This window comes from Plantactinospora sp. KLBMP9567, assembly GCF_033446045.1.
Lineage (GTDB): Bacteria > Actinomycetota > Actinomycetes > Mycobacteriales > Micromonosporaceae > Plantactinospora.
Map to the genome: position 1 here is coordinate 121792 of NZ_JAWQRR010000004.1, position 18685 is coordinate 140476.

An 18685-nucleotide genomic window follows, 5' to 3' on the forward strand; every position below is an offset into this window, starting at 1 on the left:
TGCGCCCCCGGACGGGACTTCGGCGTCGGGGCAGCGGATAGCAGGTTTCGTCCCGGCGGCAAACGTGTGACCAGCGTGATCCATCACTCACCGGTCGACCACCCGAGGTCCTCGGCTACCCTGCACGATTACCGTAAAAAGTGAAGGCAATTCAACGTAGATTCTGCCGGCGAAGCGAGGATCACATGACGGATGTCAAACTCGACCACCCGGGCGGCCAGCTGTCGATACCGGTCAAGCCCGCGGTCGACGGCCCAGCCGGCATCGCCACGGGCAACCTGTTGAAAGAGACGGGGTACGTCACCTACGACCCCGGATTCGTCAACACCGCGGCCTGCTCCTCGGGGATCACCTACATCGACGGCGACGCGGGCATCCTGCGTTACCGGGGCTACCCGATCGAGCAGTTGGCCGAGAAGTCCTCCTTCCTGGAGGTGTCGTACCTGCTGATCTACGGCGAGCTGCCCACCACGGCACAGCTCACCGAGTTCGACGAGTGGATCCGGCGGCACTCGCTGCTGCACGAGGAGATGCGGCGCTTCTTCGACGGTTTCCCCCGGGATGCGCACCCGATGGCCGTGCTCTCCTCCGCGGTGAGCGCCATCTCCACCTTTTACCAGGACAGCCTCGACCCGTTCGACCGGGAGCACGTGGAGATCTCCACCGTGCGGCTGATGGCCAAGGTGCCGACCATCGCGTCGTACGCGTACAAGAAGTCGATCGGGCAGGCGATGCTCTACCCGGACAACTCGCTCGGGTACGTCGAGAATCTCCTCCGGATGACCTTCGGGGTGCCGGCGGAGCCGTACGAGGTCGATCCGGTCGTGGCCCGGGTGCTCGACATGCTCCTGGTGCTGCACGCCGACCACGAGCAGAACTGCTCCACCTCCACCGTCCGGCTGGTCGGTTCGAGCCAGGCGAACCTCTTCGCTTCGGTCTCGGCCGGGGTGAACGCGCTGTTCGGTCCGCTGCACGGCGGCGCCAACCAGGCGGTGCTGGAGATGCTCGACGACATCAGGGCCGGCGGCGGCGACGTGCCGGCCTTCGTCCGGCGGGTGAAGGACAAGGAGCCGGGCGTCAAGCTGATGGGCTTCGGGCACCGGGTCTACAAGAACTACGACCCCAGGGCCGCCATCGTCAAGAAGGCCGCCCAGGACGTACTGGCCCGGATGAACAAGCCGGACCCGCTGCTGGACCTCGCGATGCAGTTGGAGGAGATCGCCCTCGCCGACGACTACTTCGTGTCCCGCCGGCTCTACCCGAACGTCGACTTCTACACGGGGCTGATCTACAAGGCGATGGGCTTCCCGACCAAGATGTTCACCGTGCTCTTCGCGCTCGGCCGGCTGCCCGGCTGGATCGCACAGTGGCGGGAGATGATCTCGGACCCGGAGACCAAGATCGGCCGCCCCCGGCAGGTCTACACCGGCCCCGCCGAGCGGGACTACGTACCGGTCGAGAAGCGCTGATCCAGCCCAGGCCGTAAGGCCCGGTCGTTCACCGGCCGTCGACGCGTACCGTGCGCGCCGGCGGCCGGTTTGTCGTGGGCCGCCCGGCGGCGGACGAAGTCGACCTTCCGTGTAATGGCGCTTACATCGGGTAGTCGGCGGTGGCCACGTGCCCGACCGCGTCAAAGCGGTGCGAACCGCTGCGTAGAAGGAGCCTGTGATGACCCATATGTCACGTTCGGCGCAACCCAGTCATGATGGCGAGTTCGAATTCTGGCGTAACCACGCGCAGATCTCCCTGCAGCCGGTGGCCGCGCCATCGATCCTGGGACTCTTCGGTTACGCGGCCGCCACCTTCGTCGTCGCCACGAACCTTGCCGGCTGGTACGGCAACACCACCACCCAGACGTTCCTGTTCCCGTTCGCCGCGATGCTGGGCGGGCTCGCGCAGTTCCTGGCCGGGATGTGGGCGTACCGGGCGCGTGACGGGCTGGCTACCGCGATGCACGGGATCTGGGGTGCGTTCTGGCTCTCCTACGGGATCCTCTACCTGCTGATCGCGATCGGCGTGCTGGTCCAGCCGACCCCGTTCGTGGCGCTCGGTTTCTGGTTCGCCGCGCTCGCCGCGATCACCTGGTCCGGCGCGTTCGCCGCGCTGGCCGAGAACATCGGACTGACCCTGGTGCTGGCGACCCTCGCCGCCGGAGCGACCTGTCTGGCCGTCGGCCAGATCGCCGACATCTCGCCGTGGCGTACCGCCGGTGCCTACATCCTGATCGCCTCCGCGGTGGTCGCCTGGTACACCGCGACGGCGATGATGCTCGAGGGCACCTTCCGGCGGGTCATCCTGCCGATAGGCAAGCTGCGCGGCCCGAACGTGCCGGGCCGGGAGCCGCGCCAGGTCATCCAGTTCATGGCGGGCGAGCCCGGCATCAAGGTCGGCCAGTAGTCGACCGGCCGGCGGCGGTGCCGGCCCGACACGCCGCACGGACGGGTTCCGGACGACAGGCCGGAGCCCGTCCGCTCCCGGCGCCCACCCCGGGTGCCCGCCCGGGTCCGGTGCGGCTGGTTTGCCGCTTTGCGACGGTTGTTCGGGTTCAGCCCGATAGCCTGATGGTGCGCGGCGTCCGCGACGACGGCCGGGCGAGGACGGCCGGGCGACGGTGAACGGGGGAACAATGCGGGGAGTACCGCTGGACACGCCCGGCGGAACGCTGGACATGCCCGACGGCGACGGCCAACTCCTGCCACGCGCGCTCGGCCTGCTGGGCCTCGGCCTCGGTGTCGCGGCGCTCGCGGCGCCGCACCAGGTCGGCAGGCTGGTCGGGCTGGACGGCCCGGCGCCGGCCCCGTCCGTCGTACTGCGGGCGATCGGTGCCCGGGAACTGGTGCCGGTCCCGGGGCTGCTGTTCGCCGGCCGGCCGGCCGGCTGGGCCTGGGTCCGGGTCGCCGGGGACCTGCTGGACCTGCTACTGCTCGCCCGGGCGCTGCCGCACCGGCGCGGCGAACACCTCCAGCGGGTCGCCGCCACCCTGGGCGCCGTCGCCGGGATCACCGCCGTCGACGTGCTGGCCGCGCTGCGGAGCGGGCGCTCTGCCGGGGCACGGCGTCGGACGCTGCGCGCCAGTGCCACCGTCACCGTCAACCGGCCGGCCGACGAGGTCTACCGGTTCTGGCGGGACTTCGAGAACCTGCCCCGGTTCATGTACCACGTGGAGTCGGTCCGCTCCGACGGGGACGGGCGGTCACACTGGACCGTCCGGGGCCCGGGCGGGCGGCGGATCGAGTGGGACGCCGAACTGGTCGAGGACAACCTCAGCGAGATGATCACCTGGCGTTCGGCGCGTGGTGCCCGGGTACCCAACGCGGGGCGGGTCCGGTTCGCCCGCGCGGCCGGCGGCCGGGGCACCGAGGTCCGGGTCGACCTGGCGTACGCGCCGCCGGGCGGGGCGGTGGGCCGGGCCGTCGCCGCGCTTTTCGGCGAGGAACCCGGGCAGCAGATCCGGGACGACCTGCGCCGGTTCAAGCAGGTCATCGAGACCGGGGAGGTCGTCCGCTCGGACGGCAGCCCGGCCGGGCTGGCCACCCCGCAGCAGGTACTCCAGAAACCGGCGCGGCCCCGGGCCGGGCGCGCGTCCGGCTGACCGACCGCGCGCAGACCGGAGGTGGTGCATGAAGGCGAACTGCTGGCAGGGCCGGGAGAGCGTCCGGGTGGAGGAGGTGCCCGAGCCGCGGATCCTGAACGCCCGGGACGCCGTCGTACGGGTCACCAGCACCGCCATCTGCGGCTCCGACCTGCACCTCTTCCACGGGTACATCCCGACGATGAAGCACGGCGACATCCTCGGCCACGAGTTCATGGGCGAGGTGGTCGAGGTCGGGCCGGAGGTCGGCAACCTGCGGATCGGCGACCGGGTGGTGGTGCCGTTCCCGATCGCCTGCGGCAACTGCCGGGCCTGCCAGACCGGGTTCTACTCGCTCTGCGAGAACTCCAACCCGAACGCGGGACTCGCCGAGAAGCTGCTCGGGCACTCGCCGGGCGGCCTCTTCGGCTACTCGCACATGCTCGGCGGGTACGCCGGCGGCCAGGCCGAGTACGCCCGGGTGCCCTTCGCCGACGTCGGACCGCTGAAGGTCCCCGACGACCTGTCCGACGAGAAGGTGCTCTTCCTCTCCGACATCTTCCCGACCGGTTACATGGGTGCCGAGATGTGTGGGCTCACCGGTGGCGAGGTCGTCGCGGTCTGGGGCGCCGGTGCGGTGGGCCTGCTGGCGATGCGCAGCGCATACCTGCTCGGCGCCGAGCGGGTGATCGCGATCGACCGTTATCCGTACCGGCTGCGGATGGCGCAGGAGCGGGCCGGCGCGGAGCCGCTGAACTACGAGGAGGTCGACGTGGTCGAGGCGCTGCGCGAGATGACCGGCGGCCGGGGCCCGGACGCCTGCATCGACGCGGTCGGCATGGAGGGGCACCACTCGTCGGCGGTGCTGTCCGGATACGACCGGGTCAAGCAGTCGGCCCGGCTGGAGACCGACCGGCCGCATGCGCTGCGCCAGGCGATCATGAGCTGTCGCAACGGCGGCACGGTCTCGGTGATCGGGGCGTACGCGGGCTTCGTCGACAAGTTCCCGATCGGTTCGCTGATGAACAGGTCGCTGACGCTGCGCAGCGGGCAGTGCCACGTGCAGCGCTACACCCGGATGCTGCTGGACCGGATCCGCCGTGGCGAGGTCGACCCGAGTTTCGTCATCACCCACCGGCTGCGGCTGGAGGACGCGCCGATCGGCTTCGAGATGTTCCGGCAGAAGGCGGACGAGTGCGTCAAGGTCGTACTCAGGGCGTGACCCGGACCCCGGCCCGACCGCCGCGAGGCGCTGTCCCGGTCGCTCGGCCGGACCAGCGGCGCGCCGCAACGGCACGTTCGACCCCACCCGCAGCGGGTACGCCCCGGATTGGCCACCGGGGTGCGGCGGACCGTGCGGAGGCGTGATGGACGGCGTCGGCAGGCAGTGGACGGCGGCGCTGCCGGTCACGCCGCGCCGCCAGTGGCTGCGGATCTTCCTGGTCGGCCTCGCGCTCTGGCTCGCCACGGTGGTGGTCATCTTCCTCACCGGGAACCCGACCCTGCTGCCCACCCTGGTGCTGCTCGGCAGCTTCCTGGTGCCGGTGACCTTCGTGGCCTGGGCGTTCCAGCGCCGGGACACCGGCGAGGTCACCGTGAGCGCGGTCTTCGGCACCTTCCTCGCCGGGGGCGTACTCGGGATCCTCGCCTCGGCCGTGCTGGAGTCGTACCTGCTGCGCCCGTCGGTGCTGCTCTTCCTCGGGGTCGGCCTGATCGAGGAGGCCGCCAAGCTGGCCGCGCTGGCGCTGCTGACCCGGCATCTCGCGGCCAAGAGCATCCGGGACGGGATGATCCTCGGCGCCGCGGTCGGCTTCGGCTTCTCCGCACTGGAGTCCGCCGGGTACGCCTTCATCGCGCTCTTCACCGTGCAGGGCCTGTCGGTGGTGCAGGTGGTGCAGACGGAGATCCTGCGTGGCCTGGTCGCGCCGGTCGGGCACGGGCTGTGGACCGCCATCCTCGGCGGTGTGCTCTTCGCGCCGAGCGGCCGGGACCACTTCGTGGTCGGCCTGCGGCTGCTCTTCGCCTATCTGGGTGTGGCGATCCTGCACGCGCTCTGGGACGCGATGCACACGATCGCGTTCTACCTGACCCTGTTCTTCACCGGCGCGCGCGGCCTGCTCACCCTGGACGGTTCGCTGGGCCAGCCGACCCCGGTCCAGGCGGTGTTGATGCCGGCGCTGGAAGGGCTTGGGCTGGCGCTCGTCGCCGTGATCGGGGTCGTCTGGCTGGTGGTGCTGTGGCGGTCCGCCCGGCGCGGACCGGGGCGGCCGACGAGCGGCTGGCGGGTGCCGACCGGTTCGGGCAGGGCATCGGCACCGCGCCCCTGAGCCGCGCCGGACCCCGGCGCCCCGGCCGTGACCGCCGCCGGCGCGGCGGGAGCTGGTCGGTCGAGGCGAGTCGCAGCACGCCCCAGGCGGCCAGGCCGGCACCGGCCATCGCGGCCAGGCCGCCCCAGTAGCCGCCCGCGGTCCGTTCCCCGAGCAGCAGCACGGCGATGGCGGCCGAGGCGACCGGGTTGGCCAGCGTGACGGTGGCCAGCGGTGCGCCCAGCCCGGCGCCCCGGTAGGCGACCTGGGACAGCAGCAGCCCGGCCGCGGCCATCCCGGCCACCGCCACCGCCAGGCCGGCGGTGGCGAACACCGCGCCGCCGTCGGTGACGAGTCCGGAGACGAGCTGGGTGAGTGCGGAGGCCACCGCGAAGGCGATCCCGGCCGCGGTGGCGGTGAGCAGGCTGCGCGGCAGCGCCGACCGGCTCGCCCGGCCGGCCAGTACCAGCGCGGCCACCAGCGCGGTCGCCACCCCGGCCAGCGCCCAGCCCTGCTCGGGCAGGAGGTCGTGGTCGCCCGCCCCGGGCAGCGTCAGCGCGAGCAGCAGCACCAGGCCGGCCACCGTGGCGGCGGCCCCGGACCACTGCCGGGCCGACGCGCGGCGACCGATGGCGGCCGCCGCGATCGGCAGCGCGAGCACCAGGGTGAGTACGCCCAGCGGCTGCACCACCGAGAGCGGCCCGTACGCCAGCGCGGCGACGTGCAGGGCGGCGCCCGCGCCGTTGCCCGCCACCGACAGCCACCAGCCGGACCGGCGCAGGACGGTGCCGAGATAGCCTCGCCCTGCGTCCCCCGTCGGTCCGGCCTGGGTGGCGAGCCGTTCCTGCAGCACCGCCGCGCCCGCGTACGCCGCTGCCGAGGCCACCGACAGGACGATCGCCAGTGTCAGTGCGATCACGGCCGGTCCCCGGGACCATGAATCGTCATGACCTCATGATCCTCCGTAGCCGCTCTCCTGGCGTCCCCCCGTGGTGGGCATCACCCGTACGCCGCTGGGCGTAGAAGGATGCCGCCCGGTTCACCCGGGAGGGGGAGAACCTCCTCCCCGAGAGGGGGTGCCGCGCCGGTGCGGAGGACGGTCCGGACAGCCGGGGCGGCGGCGTCGCCTAAGCTGTCAGCCGGACCGGATCTCAAGCGGTCGGCCGGCGGGATCGCCGATGCGGACCAGCGGGAGGGGAGCGGATGCACCGTACGGCGGTGAGACTGTTCGTGCTGGCGGCGGTCGCCGAGGCGATCTCCTGGCTGGCCCTGTTGGTCGGGATGGCGGTCAAGTACGGCCCGCCCGGCAACGAGATCGGGGTGCAGATCTTCGGCCCGGTGCACGGTGGACTCTTCCTCGCGTACGTCGGGCTGGTCCTGCTGGTGGCCCGGCTCGGCCGGTGGCGCTGGCTGACCGTCGGCGTCGCACTGGTCTGCGCGGTACCGCCGTTCGCCACCCTCGGCTTCGAGCGGTGGGCCCGGCGCCGTGGCCTGTTGACCGTCTCCTCCACCGGCTCGGGCACCGGTGCGGGGCAGCCGGCCGGAGCCGACCGGCCGCTGGAGGACGCGGCCCGACCCTGAGCCCGTCCGGGGTGCGCGCTAGCGTCCCAGCGCGAGCCAGGCGACGAGCGCGCCGATCAGCAGCAGGCCGATCGCGGCCTGGGACAGCAGTGCCGGCCCGAGGTGTGACCAGAGGGTCGGGGTACGTGGCGTGAGCAGTTGTCCGGTGGTGAGGTTGACGATCCGCTCCACCCGGGGTGCGAGCCCGGCGTCCTTCTGCGAGCGTACGGTCACCTGCACGTGGTCCGCCGGCTCCAGCGCGCTCTGCGGCAGGTGTCCGTGGATCTCCATCTCGCAGAGCACACCACCGCCGTCCCGCAGTCTCAGCGGGGTCACCAGGAACTCCGGCCCCTTGCGCAGTTCCTTCCACTTCCGTCTGGCGCCCGCACCGGCACCGGCCCGGAGCACCGAGGCGAGCAGCAGCAGCGCCACCCGGACCACCGCCGCCGTGCCGAGTACGGCGACCAGGACGGGCTGCCCGACCCGGATCTCCCGGGAGTAACCCTCCATCAGCCGTACGACGTGACCGGTGATGACCGGTCCGGGACGCCAGGCGACCCGTTCGGGAAACAGTTCACCGTCCATCTGCTCACCACCGAGAGTCCGCTCCCGAGCACAAATTGTATCGATCATGGCGAATGAACCCGCAATGAGTGAATCAGTTTCACGTGATGTGACGAACTGCTCACTCCTGGCTGCTGGGGACGCTTCCGGACACCCGGTGGTTCCCGGCGGCGCGCTCAGGTGACAAGCCGACCGGCGTGGGTAACCCCGGCACGACCTTGGAGAGGGGACGACCCATGCAGCTGTCCTTCCTGCGTCCGATCTGTGCCCATCCCGGCCCGTGGACGTCGGTCTACCTGGACGCCTCCCGGGACACCCACGACGCCCATCCCGCGCTCGACCTGCGCTGGCGGGCCCTCCAGGAACGGCTCGCTGAGCAGCGGACCGACCCGCGCGACGTGGCGGCCCTCGACGCCGTGATCCGGGGGCACGACCCGATGCCCGGCGACTACGGACTCGCCGCGTTCGCCACCGGCGGCGAGGCGGTGCTCACCGAGTACCTCACCGCACCGCCGCGCAAGGACATCGCCGCGCACGGGCCGGTCGCGCACACCATGCCGCTGGTCGCCCAGCGCCGCGAGCAGGTGCCCTGGGTCCGGGTACTGGCCAGCCGCACCGGCGCGGACGTGGCCGCGGTGAGCGCCGGTGGGGTACCCCGGCACGCGCACGTCAAGGGCGGCAACCAGTGGCCGCTGCGCAAGGTGCAGCCGGGTGGCTGGTCGCAGCCGCACTTCCAGCACGCGGCCGAGCTGGCCTGGCAGCGCAACGCCGGCGACGCCGCGTCGGCCACCGCCGCGCTGGCCGAGCGGGTCGGTGCCGAGGTGATCGTGGTCGCCGGGGAGACCCGGGCCCGGCAGTTGCTCGCCGCACAGCTTCCGGTTTTCTGGCAGGACCGGGTGGTGCACACCGACGCCGGCTTCCCGGCCGCCGGCGCCGACCAGACCGCCCTGGACGACGTCACCGTGCAGGCCATCGCCGAGGTCGCCGCCGCGCACACCGACGTGGCGATGGACAAGTTCGGCATGCAGCGCGACGTCGGCGCCGGCCTGGACGCCGTGGTGACCGCACTGCAACGCGGCCAGGTGGACACGATGCTGATCGTGGACGACCCCTCCTCGACCGAGGAACTCTGGATCGGCCCGGAGCCGACCGAGATCGCCACCGGTCCGGACGAACTCCGGGCGATGTCAATCGCCGAGCCACTGCGGGTACGCGCCGACGCGGCCCTGGTCCGCGCGCTGGTCGGCACCGACGCCGGGGTCACGGTGCTCGGCCCCGAGCAGGCGCCCGACCTCACCGACGGGGTCGGCGCCGTCCTGCGCTACGTCGACGCCAGCACCCCGGCAGGTCGCAATGGCTGACCCGGGGCGGTCGACGGTGCGGACGAGCACGGCGACGGCGGACCGGACCATCGCCGACCTGCTGGTCGAACGGCTGCGGGCCTGGCGGGTGCCCCGGGTGTTCGGGCAACCCGGCGAGGGGGTGGCGCTGATCGTCGAGGCGCTGCGCCGGGCTGGCGGCGATCCGGGCTTCGTACCGTCCCGGCAGCCGGAGGCGGCGGGGTTCATGGCGGCCGGGCACGCCAAGTACACCGGCACGGTCGGAGTGTGCCTGGCCACCCAGGGACCGGGCGCGCTGCACCTGCTCGGCGGCCTCTACGATGCCAAGCTGGACAGCAAGCCGATGGTCGCGATCATCGGGCAGCAGACGTACAGCGCGCTGGGCAGCGCGTACCAGGAGATCGAGCTGCCCCGGCTGTTCGGCGACGCCTGCGCCCAGTTCCTGCGTACCGCCGCCGTGCCGGAGCAGGTGCCCTACCTGCTCGACCAGGCGATCCGTACCGCCGTCTCGACCCGGAGCCCGACCTGCCTGGTGGTGCCGCACGATCTGCTCGGCCAGGCCGTACCCGACGGGATGCCACACCCCGACGGCGGTGGCGTGCTCGCCTCGGCGCCCGGCCTGCCGCCGGCCCGGGTGGTGCCGCACGATGAGGACCTGAACGCCGCCGCCCAACTGCTCGGCGCGGGGCGGCGGGTCGCGATCCTGGTCGGCCAGGGCGGCTACGGCGCCGCCGACGAGATCGTCGAACTGGCCGACCGGCTCGACGCCGGGGTGGCGACCTCGCTGCTGGGCAAGCCGGTGCTGGACGAGCGGCTGCCCTACCACACGGGCGTGCTGGGCCAGGTCGGCACGGCGGCCAGCGCACAGTTGATGGCCGGCTGCGACACCCTGCTGATGGTCGGCACCAACGACCCGTGGACCGGTTACTACCCGGTGCCGGGGCAGGCCACGGCGGTGCAGATCGACATCGACGGCAGCCGGCTGGCCAGCCGGTATCCGATCGACATCCCGCTCATCGGCGACGCCCGGGAGACACTGCGGGCGCTGCTGTCCCGGGTGCCGCAGCGGCAGAACCGGGACTGGCGCGGCATGATCGAGGGGGCCGTCGACCGGGCCCGGACCGAGTGCGACGCCCGGGCCGAGGAGCGGACCGCGCGGTTGAACCCCCGGCTGGTGCTCCGGGAACTCTCGCCGCGACTTCCGGTCGATGCCTCGGTCGCGGTGGACGTCGGGTCGGTGACCTACTGGTACGCCCGGCACCTCCAACTTCCCCCCGGAGTCCGGGCACACCTCTGTGGCACGCTGGCCTCGGTAGGTTCGGCGGTGCCGTACGCCGTCGCGGCCAAGTTCGCCCAGCCGGACCGGCCGGTCTTCGTGCTGCTCGGCGATGGTGCGATGCAGTCCGGCGGACTGGCCGAGCTGATCACCGTGGCCCAGCACTGGCCGGAGTGGCCGGATCCCCGGCTGGTGCTGCTGGTGCTCAACAACGAGGACCGGGCCGGTCGGGGCGGCGAGCCCGAGCGGGGGCCGGACACCGGGGCGGTCCGGGCACCCTGGCCGGACCTGGACCGGCCGGCCGCGCCCGGGATGCCGTCACCCGAGGCGGTACGCGCCGGAGACATTCCGTACGCCGGCTGGGCCCGGCTGCTCGGATTGCACGGCATCGGGGTCGACCGGCCGGACCAGATCGGGCCGGCCTGGGAGGAGGCGATCGCCGCCGACCGGCCCACCCTGATCGAGGCGGTGGTCGACCCGTCGATCCCGCTGGACGCACCGGATCAGCCCTTCGCCGACCTGCGTGCCCTGACCGCCGGCGGGGTCGCGGAGGGAGCCGGTTCGGCGGTCCGTGGCCGCGCCCAGACCCTGGCCGAACGCGCCGCCAACGGCGCCGACCTGGTCTGACTGTGACCATGGCGGGGTCGGTTCGCCAGTTCTGAGCGCCGGATCAGGCGCGCTCGACCTGCCGGCCGGCCCACTGCTCGACCAGCCGGATCGCCTCCTCGGCCGGCACGTCGGCCCGGTCCACCGAACCGAGCCAGACCGGGGTGCGCGCCCCGGTCGGCCAGGCCGCCAGCAGGCGCTGGTCGCCGGCCCCGCTGTGCAGGCTCAGCCTGCCGACCCGGGTCCAGGCGAGCACGCTCTGCCGCCCGGTGCGGATCCCGTCCGGGCCCGCCGACCGTCCGGCCCGGCTCCGCCGCTCCGCCAGCAGCAGGCCGACCGCCATCAACAGGCCGCCCAGGCTGGTCACCAGGGTCGCCAACGCGAGCGGCCGAAGCCCCTCGCCCGACGCTGCCTGCCAGCCGGCCATCGCCGTCACGACCAGGGCGAACGGGACGACGGCGATGGCAAAGTAGCTGGCGTACCGGGGGCCGCCGGCTGGCCCGAAGTTCAACTGGCGCACAGCCCTCGATCATCCGGCTCCGGCCCGCCCGGGGCAACTCGACCCGCACCGGGCGTGGCGGGCCGGAGGCGCTGCGGCCGGACATAACCGGCCGTCCTCCGAATTGCGCCCGCGAGGTTGCTGACCGCCCGTTTAGACGCGATCGGGACGGGAAGGCCCGGGCAGCGCGGACGAGGGAGGTGAGCCCGGTGCGGGAGATGCAGGAGTGGCTGGCCGCGGGCGGGTCCGGGCTCCCGGAGCCGGACCGCATCGTGTCGCCGGAGAGTACTGGCCGGGTGCTGCTGGCCGTGGCGTCCCGCGGGGTCCGCGGCCGGGACTGCGCGGACCTCGGGTACCACCCGCTGCTGTCGCGCTTCCGGGGCGCGCCGGAGGCGGTACGCCGCTCCGCGCTGGCCCGGGCCGCCACCCGCACCGCGCTCACCGCCGAGCAGGCCGGTGCGTTCGACGCCGGCCGGGTGGCCCGGTGGATGGTTGGGCACTATCCGCCGCGCTGGTATCCGGGTGTCGTGATCGGCTCGCCGCACGGCGGGGCGATCCACCTGGCCACCGCGATGGGGGTGCCGTGGCTGCCGGCCGGTTTCGACGTGGCGGTGCAGTGGCCGGACGGCCGGGTGGACAGACCGGTCGAGGCGTTTGCGTACGGCGCTCGGATCGCGGCCCGGCTGATCGGGGGCAATCCGGGGGTACGGGTGCGGCAGGTGCACGATCCGGCCGGTCGGGGCGTACTGGCCGGCTCGACGGTGTCCCTGGTGGTCCGCTGGCACACGTTGCCGGAGGCGTACCGGGAGTTCCTCGGCAGCCGGCTGGCGCCAGGCGCTCCGGTGCTGCTGCTGCGCGATGTGCGTACCTGGCCGGTGTTCGACTCGGGTGACGGGCACAGCTTCCAACTCGGCGGCCCGGCCAGCGGGCTGGAGCCGGCCGACTTCCGGGCCGGCAGCGATCTGCTCGGTCAGGTGCTGCGCGGGGCCGGCGGTGACGGGGCGAGCTGGGACGCGCCGGAGGGCGACCGCCCCGGGTACGCCGAACAGGGCGTCGAGCCCGGTTTCGAGACCAGCCTGCTGGACTGGGCACGGGGGGCCGGCAGCCCGCTGCACCGGGTGCTCTTCCCCGGTCCGGACGCGCTGAGTGCCGCCGCGGCGGACGTGTACCGGTGGTGGCTGCGCGGGGCCGGCAAGAGCGGCGACCGGTGCGTGGTGGAGTGCGGGCGGCTGATCGACCCGTGGCAGGTGGTCCGGGCCGGGCTGGTGCCGTACTGGTGCGAGAACGCCACGGCGCGCAGCGTGACCGGTGCCGAGTGGTGGCTGGCCGGCAGCGCGCCGTTCAGCTCGCTGGACGTACTGCCGGAGCCGCCCGGGCTGCGCTCGCCGGCGCTGGCGGGGCTGCCGCAGTGGCTCGCGGTGGCCTCGTTCGGGCGCCTCCGCCGGGCGGTGGACCGGGTCGCCGCCCGGGGCTACCCGGTGACCTCGGTGGCCACCCGGCACGCCACCGAGGTACTCCGGAACCAGCCCTACGACCTGCCGGCGCCCGCGCCGCTGCGGGTGGTGGAGGCGCTGGCCGGGCTGCGGGCCAGCGGCGCCCCGCAGGGGCTGCTGGTCTGCTGATCCCCCTGATCGCAAAACTCCTCGCGGACGTCACGTCCCGTGATTGAGTACCTACAGGGCGGGAAGAACGCTGACGCTACTGGTCAATCGTGCTGCGCAGCGGAGTGTGCGGGCGTTCATCCGTCCAGTTTCGGTACATGTTCGCTTCCGGCGAGGTGACGTTCCGTACGGCACCGATGACCGGATTCGCATCCCGGGCGGGGGACCTTCCTGAGGGAGGCGCGGATGTTCGGACAGATCACGACCACACCACCGGCCGAGCGTGGGCTGGAGGACCTGGACGCGGCCGCCTTGGCGTACGCGGCGAGAATCGCCGGCCTGCCGCCGGAACGCCGGCAGGAGGCTCGGGACGACCTCGTCCGGTTCGCCCTGCCGTTCGCCGGCAGGTTGGCCCGGCGCTACCGGGGCCGGGGTGAACCGCTGGAGGACCTGGAACAGGTGGCCCGGTTGGGCCTGGTGAACGCGGTCGACCGGTACGACCCGGAACGGGGCTCGTTCACCGCGTACGCCGCGATCACCATCGTGGGCGAGATCAAGCGGCATTTCCGGGACCGGACCTGGGGGGTGCACGTGCCCCGGCGGCTGCGCGACCTGATCCTGGAGGTCGGCCAGGCGACCGCGGCGTTGACCAGCGAGCTGTCCCGCTCGCCCAGCGTGGCCGAGCTGGCCGCCCGGCTGGAGACGCCGGAGGAGGAGATCCTCGCGGCGCTGGAATCGGCGGCCGGCTACAGTCCGGCCTCGCTGAACGCGCCGGTCGGCGGGGAGAGTTCGGCGGAGTTCGGCGACCTCGTCGGCGAGTCCGACACCGACCTGGAGTCGGTGGATGACCGGGTGACGGTCAGCGGGCTGCTCGGCCGGCTGCCCTGGCGGGAGCGGCGGATCCTCGCCATGCGGTTCTACGGCAACCAGACCCAGGCCGAGATCGCCGCCCGGTTCGGCATCTCGCAGATGCACGTCTCCCGGCTGCTCTCCCGGGCGCTCACCTGGCTGCGGCAGGCGATGCTCGCCGATTCGCCGTCGCCGTGGCAGGCCGGCGGGGCCGAGGCCGGCGGCCAGCCGGCCCGGCTCTCGGTGCGCCAGGTGGGGGAGCGGGTGGTGGTCGAGGTGACCGGGGAGATCGACCGGGACACCGCCGAGCAGTTGCGCCAGGCGGTGGTCGAGGCGGTCGCCGACCGGCATCCGTCGGAGGTGGCGATCGACCTGACCGACGTAACGAAGCTCGACGGACCGGCGCTGGCCGCCCTGGTCGCCGGGCGGGACGCCGCGCACCGGGCCGGAGTCCGGTGGCGGCTGGCTCGGGCGCAACCAGTGGTGCAGCATTCGCTCAGCGCCGCCGGCCTGGTCGCGCTGCCCGCGGACTGACCGGCGCGCCGGGGGCCGCTGGTACGCCGCTCGTCGTCATCGACCGTCCTCCTCTTCCGGTTGGTCGCCAGGGGTCCGCCCGGTGCGCCACCGTGGGCTCTCCGAGCCGCCCCGGGCAGCGTCGTCGATGTCTTCGTCGGGTTGGCTCGGCTCGAACGCCGGCCGGCGTACCTCGTCGGGTTCCGGCACCTCGATCGGGCGGGCACCGGACCGGGCCGGTGGGTGGTGCGCCACCGCGGCCTCGGCGCCGTGCGCCCCCTCCGGGGCGGGCACCTCGGCCTCCGGGTGGCGCTCCTCGTGCCGCAGTTCGTCGCGGACCTCCTGGGGCGGTCGGGTGGACCGCTGTGGCAGGTCCCGGCCGAGGTCGGCGACGAGCGGGCCGTACTTCGCGTCGAAGGCGGGCCGCTCGGACCGGATCCGGGGCATCCGGTCGAAGTTGCGCAGCGGCGGCGGGCAGGTGGTGGCCCATTCCAGCGAGTTGCCGAATCCCCAGGGGTCGTCGACGTCGACCATCCGGCCGAACCGCCACGACTTCCAGACGTTGTAGATGAAGAACAGCGTGGAGGCGCCGAGCACGAACGAACTGATCGTGGAGAAGGTGTTCAGCACGGTGAAGCCGTCGGTGGGCAGGTAGTCGGCGTACCGGCGGGGCATGCCCTCGTTGCCGAGCCAGTGGTGCACCAGGAAGGTGCCGTGGAAGCCCAGGAACATCGTCCAGAAGTGGACCCGGCCCAGCCGTTCGTCGAGGAGCCGGCCGGTCATCTTGGGGAACCAGAAGTAGACCCCGGCGAACGCGGCGAAGACGATGGTGCCGAAGAGCACGTAGTGGAAGTGGCCGACGACGAAGTAGGTGTCCGTGGTGTGGAAGTCCACCGGCGGGCTGGCCAGCAGCACCCCGGTGAGCCCGCCGAAGAGGAAGGTGACCAGGAACCCGACCGAGAAGAGCATCGGCGTCTCGAAGGTCAACTGCCCCTTCCACATCGTGCCGATCCAGTTGAAGAACTTCACTCCGGTCGGTACGGCGATCAGATAGCTCAGCCAACTGAAGAACGGCAGCAGCACCTGGCCGGTGCCGAACATGTGGTGCGCCCAGACGGTCATCGAGAGGATCGTGATCGCGATGGTCGCGGCGACCAGCCCCTTGTAGCCGAAGATCGGCTTGCGGGCGAACACCGGGATGACCTCGGTGATGATGCCGAAGAAGGGCAGCGCCACGATGTAGACCTCGGGATGGCCGAAGAACCAGAACAGGTGCTGCCAGAGCAGCGGGCCGGCGTTGGCCGGGTCGTAGACGTGCGCACCCATCCGCCGGTCGGCGTAGAGCGCGAGCAGGGCGGCGGCGAGCAGCGGGAAGACCAGCACCACCAGCAGGGCGGTGAAGAGCATGTTCCAGGTGAAGACCGGCATCCGGAACATGGTCATCCCGGGTGCCCGCAGGGTCAGGATGGTGGTGATCAGGTTGACCGCGCCGAGGATGGTGCCGAGCCCGGAGAGGACCAGCCCGATCACCCACATGTCCGGGCCGATCCCCGGCGAGTGCTGGTCCCGGCTCAGCGGGGTGTATGCGGTCCAGCCGAAGTCCGCCGAGCCGTTCGGGGTGAGGAAGCCGAGCAGCACCAGCGAGCCGCCGAGCAGGTAGAGCCAGTACGCCAGCGCGTTGAGCCGGGGGAACGACACGTCCGGGGCCCCGATCTGCAACGGCACCACGTAGTTGCCGAACGCGAACGCCAGCGGGGTGGCGAAGAGCAGCAGCATGATCGTGCCGTGCGCGGTGAAGAGCTGGTTGTACTGCTCGGTGGAGAGGAACTGCAACCCCGGACGGCCCAGCTCGGCCCGCATCAGCATCGCCATCGCGCCGGCGACGAGGAAGAAGCCGAACCCGGTGACCATGTAGAGCAGGCCGATCTGCTTGGCGTCCGTGGTGCCGAGCAGCCGGATCAGCGTGCTGCCCCGGATCGCCCGGCGTACCGGGCCCGGATAGCCGCCGGACCGGGCGGGGGCCAGGACCAGCGGCCCGCGCTGCTGCCCGGGATCGGTGACCACCCGCTTCGGCATGCCCGGCTCACCCCGTACCTGATTCGCCAGCTAGGACGAGGGGGCGGCTACCCGGTATTCGAACGGCAAAACCCGGCAGGCCAGCAATTTCCGCTCTCTTTGCCTCTAACGGGTGAAAACCGGCGCAACTGCCCGGGTCAGCGGCGGGTTCGGCGCCGGCCACCCAGGGTGGCGAGCGCGATCATGGCGATGCCGAGGCCCAGGTGCAGCCAGTTGTCCGCGTCGTTGACCGGCAGGAAGTTCGCCGCGCTGTCCTGCTCGATCGCGCTGCCGTAGACCATCAGGACCAGGTAGACCGCGCCGGCGCCGATCAGGAAGCTGCGGGCTCCGGTGGCCGTCCGGGCCAGCGCCAGCCCGACCACCCCGGTGAGCAGGTGTACCAGGTTGAGCAGCACGGAGACCTGGAACAGCCCGAAGAGCCGGGCGTCGGACCGGTGCCCGGCCAGCCGCAGCTCGTCGTAGTCGCTGGTGATCTCCGGAATGAAACCGAGTACGCCGAGCGCCAGGAAGGCGACCGCGACCCCGACCGCGGCGGTGCTCACCGGTGACCGGCCGGTGTGCGGCCGGGTCACCGTCGAACTGGCTCTGTGCACTGCGCTGGACCCTTCCGTGTGTCGTCTCCCCGGTCGCGCCGCCCCGGCACAGCCATGCCGACGCCGACCGCCCTGTCCGGCGATGCCCGGACCGGACCCGCATGGGTCAGCCCGGCGCGGCGACGGCCGACCGGCGTACCTGCTCGTACAGCTCGACATACCGCTCGGCCATGATCGCCGGGGTGAACCGGCGGCTGGCCTCCCGGCGGCAGTCCCGCTCGTCCAGCCCGACGGCCCCCCGCACCAGGTCGGCCAGCCCTTCCTCGTCGTCGGCGAGCAGGCCCGTCCTACCGTGCTCGATCAGCTCCGGCAGGCAGCCCCGGCCGATCGCCAGCACCGGGGTGCCGAGCGCGAGCGACTCGATCACCGCCGTGCCCCCGGGCTCCTCCCAGCACAGCGGGAAGAGGCTGGCCCGGGCCGCCGCCACCAGCTCGTCCCGGGCGCTCCCAGCCACCATTCCGACCCAGCGCACCCGGTCGCCGTCCACCATCGGGGCGACCTGCTCGCGCCAGTACCGTACGTCCGGGTTCTGTCCCGCCTCCGGCCCGGCCGCGGCCAGCTCCTCGGGCCGCCGGTACGGCCCGACCGGTCCGGCCAGCACCAGGTCGAACCCGGCCTGGTGGGCGAGCCGGGCCCCGACGTGCTGCCCCTTGCCCGGCGTGATCCGGCCGAGGATCACCAGGTGGTCGGACTTCTCGACCGGCGATCGACGATCGGCCTGCACCGCCAACGGGGTCGCCAGGTGCACATGCCCGACCGCGTGGGCGCGCAGCGCCCGCGGCGCCCGGGCGAGCTGCGCCGCCGAGACGCCGTTCACCCGGACCCGGTCACCGCCGTCCAGATACCCGTAGAGGTCCGGGTGCTTGCCGAGGTCCCAGTGCAGGGTGTGCAGCGCCGGACCGCTCCCCGGGCCCATCGCGGTCAGCACCGCCAACCCGACCGCCTCCACGTGGTCGTGCACCAGGTCGATGTCGTCCCGTTCGCGTAGCGCCCGGACCACCCCGGACAGGTGCGCGTGCGAGATCCCGCAGACCTGGTTGTACGGCCGTTGCAGCGCCCCGAACTGGCCGTCGGAAAAGACCGACAGCAGTTCGTCGACCGGCAGCGTGGCGTCGGCGGTGGAGGCCAGCACCACCCGTACGCCGAGCCGGCGCAGCTCCGGCACCAGGGTGGCGACCACGTTCTCGATCCCGCCGTACCCGGGCGGTGGCACTGGAAGCCACGGCCCGGCGTTCATCAGCACGGTCAGGCTCATCCGCCCTCCCCGGCCCGTCCGGCGACCTCCGCGGCTCGTCCGGCGTCGTCCCCCGCAACCCGTCCGGCCGGGCCGG

15 protein-coding genes and 1 pseudogene are annotated in these 18685 nt (G+C 72.7%); 10 read left to right on the forward strand and 6 right to left on the reverse strand.

Annotation, left to right across the window (positions count from 1 at the left end):
- The first annotated feature begins 185 nt into the window (after nt 1-185).
- From R6Y94_RS02380 to R6Y94_RS02400, 5 genes are all read left to right on the forward strand, one after another.
- Entirely contained in the window at nt 186-1469 is a 1284-nt protein-coding gene (locus tag R6Y94_RS02380; protein WP_318394078.1) for a citrate synthase, read from the forward strand.
- 199 nt (nt 1470-1668) lie between these two features.
- The gene (locus tag R6Y94_RS02385; RefSeq protein ID WP_318394079.1) at nt 1669-2397 is read left to right on the forward strand and encodes an acetate uptake transporter family protein; all 729 of its coding nucleotides are present in this window, start codon (nt 1669-1671) and stop codon (nt 2395-2397) included.
- A gap of 229 nt (nt 2398-2626) precedes the next feature.
- A complete protein-coding gene (locus tag R6Y94_RS02390) occupies nt 2627-3592 on the forward strand; it encodes an SRPBCC family protein (protein WP_318394080.1) in 966 nt (321 codons plus the stop codon).
- A gap of 28 nt (nt 3593-3620) precedes the next feature.
- Nucleotides 3621-4793, forward strand: coding sequence for a zinc-dependent alcohol dehydrogenase (locus R6Y94_RS02395; protein WP_318394081.1), 1173 nt, complete (start codon nt 3621-3623; stop codon nt 4791-4793).
- A 145-nt stretch (nt 4794-4938) separates the two neighbouring features.
- Nucleotides 4939-5898 carry a PrsW family intramembrane metalloprotease gene (locus R6Y94_RS02400; protein ID WP_318394082.1) on the forward strand — a complete coding sequence of 320 codons (960 nt, stop codon included), beginning with the start codon at nt 4939-4941 and terminating at the stop codon, nt 5896-5898.
- Nucleotides 5899-5974: 76 nt separating this feature from the next.
- Here the strand turns inward: R6Y94_RS02400 and R6Y94_RS02405 are convergent.
- Nucleotides 5975-6796 (reverse strand): annotated as a pseudogene (locus R6Y94_RS02405) (DMT family transporter); the annotation flags it as partial.
- Between the two features lie 299 nt (nt 6797-7095).
- Here R6Y94_RS02405 and R6Y94_RS02410 point away from each other — a divergent pair.
- On the forward strand, nt 7096-7458 hold the full coding sequence (locus tag R6Y94_RS02410) for a DUF3817 domain-containing protein (RefSeq protein ID WP_318394083.1): 363 nt from the start codon (nt 7096-7098) through the stop codon (nt 7456-7458).
- A gap of 18 nt (nt 7459-7476) precedes the next feature.
- Here R6Y94_RS02410 and R6Y94_RS02415 read toward each other — a convergent pair whose 3' ends face one another.
- Complete coding sequence (locus R6Y94_RS02415) at nt 7477-8022, reverse strand: hypothetical protein (RefSeq protein WP_318394084.1); 546 nt, start codon at nt 8020-8022, stop codon at nt 7477-7479.
- A 215-nt stretch (nt 8023-8237) separates the two neighbouring features.
- On the opposite strand from R6Y94_RS02415, the gene R6Y94_RS02420 reads away from it, so the two are divergent.
- Nucleotides 8238-9362 carry a Vms1/Ankzf1 family peptidyl-tRNA hydrolase gene (locus R6Y94_RS02420; RefSeq protein WP_318394085.1) on the forward strand — a complete coding sequence of 375 codons (1125 nt, stop codon included), beginning with the start codon at nt 8238-8240 and terminating at the stop codon, nt 9360-9362.
- Nucleotides 9363-9378: 16 nt separating this feature from the next.
- Nucleotides 9379-11244, forward strand: coding sequence for a thiamine pyrophosphate-binding protein (locus R6Y94_RS02425; protein ID WP_318394086.1), 1866 nt, complete (start codon nt 9379-9381; stop codon nt 11242-11244).
- 43 nt (nt 11245-11287) lie between these two features.
- On the opposite strand, the gene R6Y94_RS02430 is transcribed toward R6Y94_RS02425, so the two are convergent.
- Nucleotides 11288-11743 (reverse strand): hypothetical protein, encoded by a 456-nt coding sequence (locus tag R6Y94_RS02430; protein WP_318394087.1) that lies wholly within the window; start codon nt 11741-11743, stop codon nt 11288-11290.
- A 197-nt stretch (nt 11744-11940) separates the two neighbouring features.
- Between R6Y94_RS02430 and R6Y94_RS02435 the strand changes: the two genes are divergently transcribed.
- Complete coding sequence (locus R6Y94_RS02435) at nt 11941-13344, forward strand: hypothetical protein (RefSeq protein ID WP_318394149.1); 1404 nt, start codon at nt 11941-11943, stop codon at nt 13342-13344.
- Between the two features lie 225 nt (nt 13345-13569).
- Nucleotides 13570-14706 (forward strand): SigB/SigF/SigG family RNA polymerase sigma factor, encoded by a 1137-nt coding sequence (locus R6Y94_RS02440; RefSeq protein ID WP_318394088.1) that lies wholly within the window; start codon nt 13570-13572, stop codon nt 14704-14706.
- Between the two features lie 36 nt (nt 14707-14742).
- Here R6Y94_RS02440 and ctaD read toward each other — a convergent pair whose 3' ends face one another.
- The 3 genes from ctaD to R6Y94_RS02455 form a co-directional block, all read right to left on the reverse strand.
- Nucleotides 14743-16761 carry a cytochrome c oxidase subunit I gene (gene ctaD / locus R6Y94_RS02445; RefSeq protein WP_318394089.1) on the reverse strand — a complete coding sequence of 673 codons (2019 nt, stop codon included), beginning with the start codon at nt 16759-16761 and terminating at the stop codon, nt 14743-14745.
- A gap of 137 nt (nt 16762-16898) precedes the next feature.
- Nucleotides 16899-17354 (reverse strand): DUF4383 domain-containing protein, encoded by a 456-nt coding sequence (locus R6Y94_RS02450; RefSeq protein WP_318394090.1) that lies wholly within the window; start codon nt 17352-17354, stop codon nt 16899-16901.
- A 106-nt stretch (nt 17355-17460) separates the two neighbouring features.
- Nucleotides 17461-18609, reverse strand: a complete 1149-nt coding sequence (locus tag R6Y94_RS02455) for a glycosyltransferase (protein WP_318394091.1) — start codon at nt 18607-18609, stop codon at nt 17461-17463.
- Nucleotides 18610-18685 lie beyond the last annotated feature (76 nt).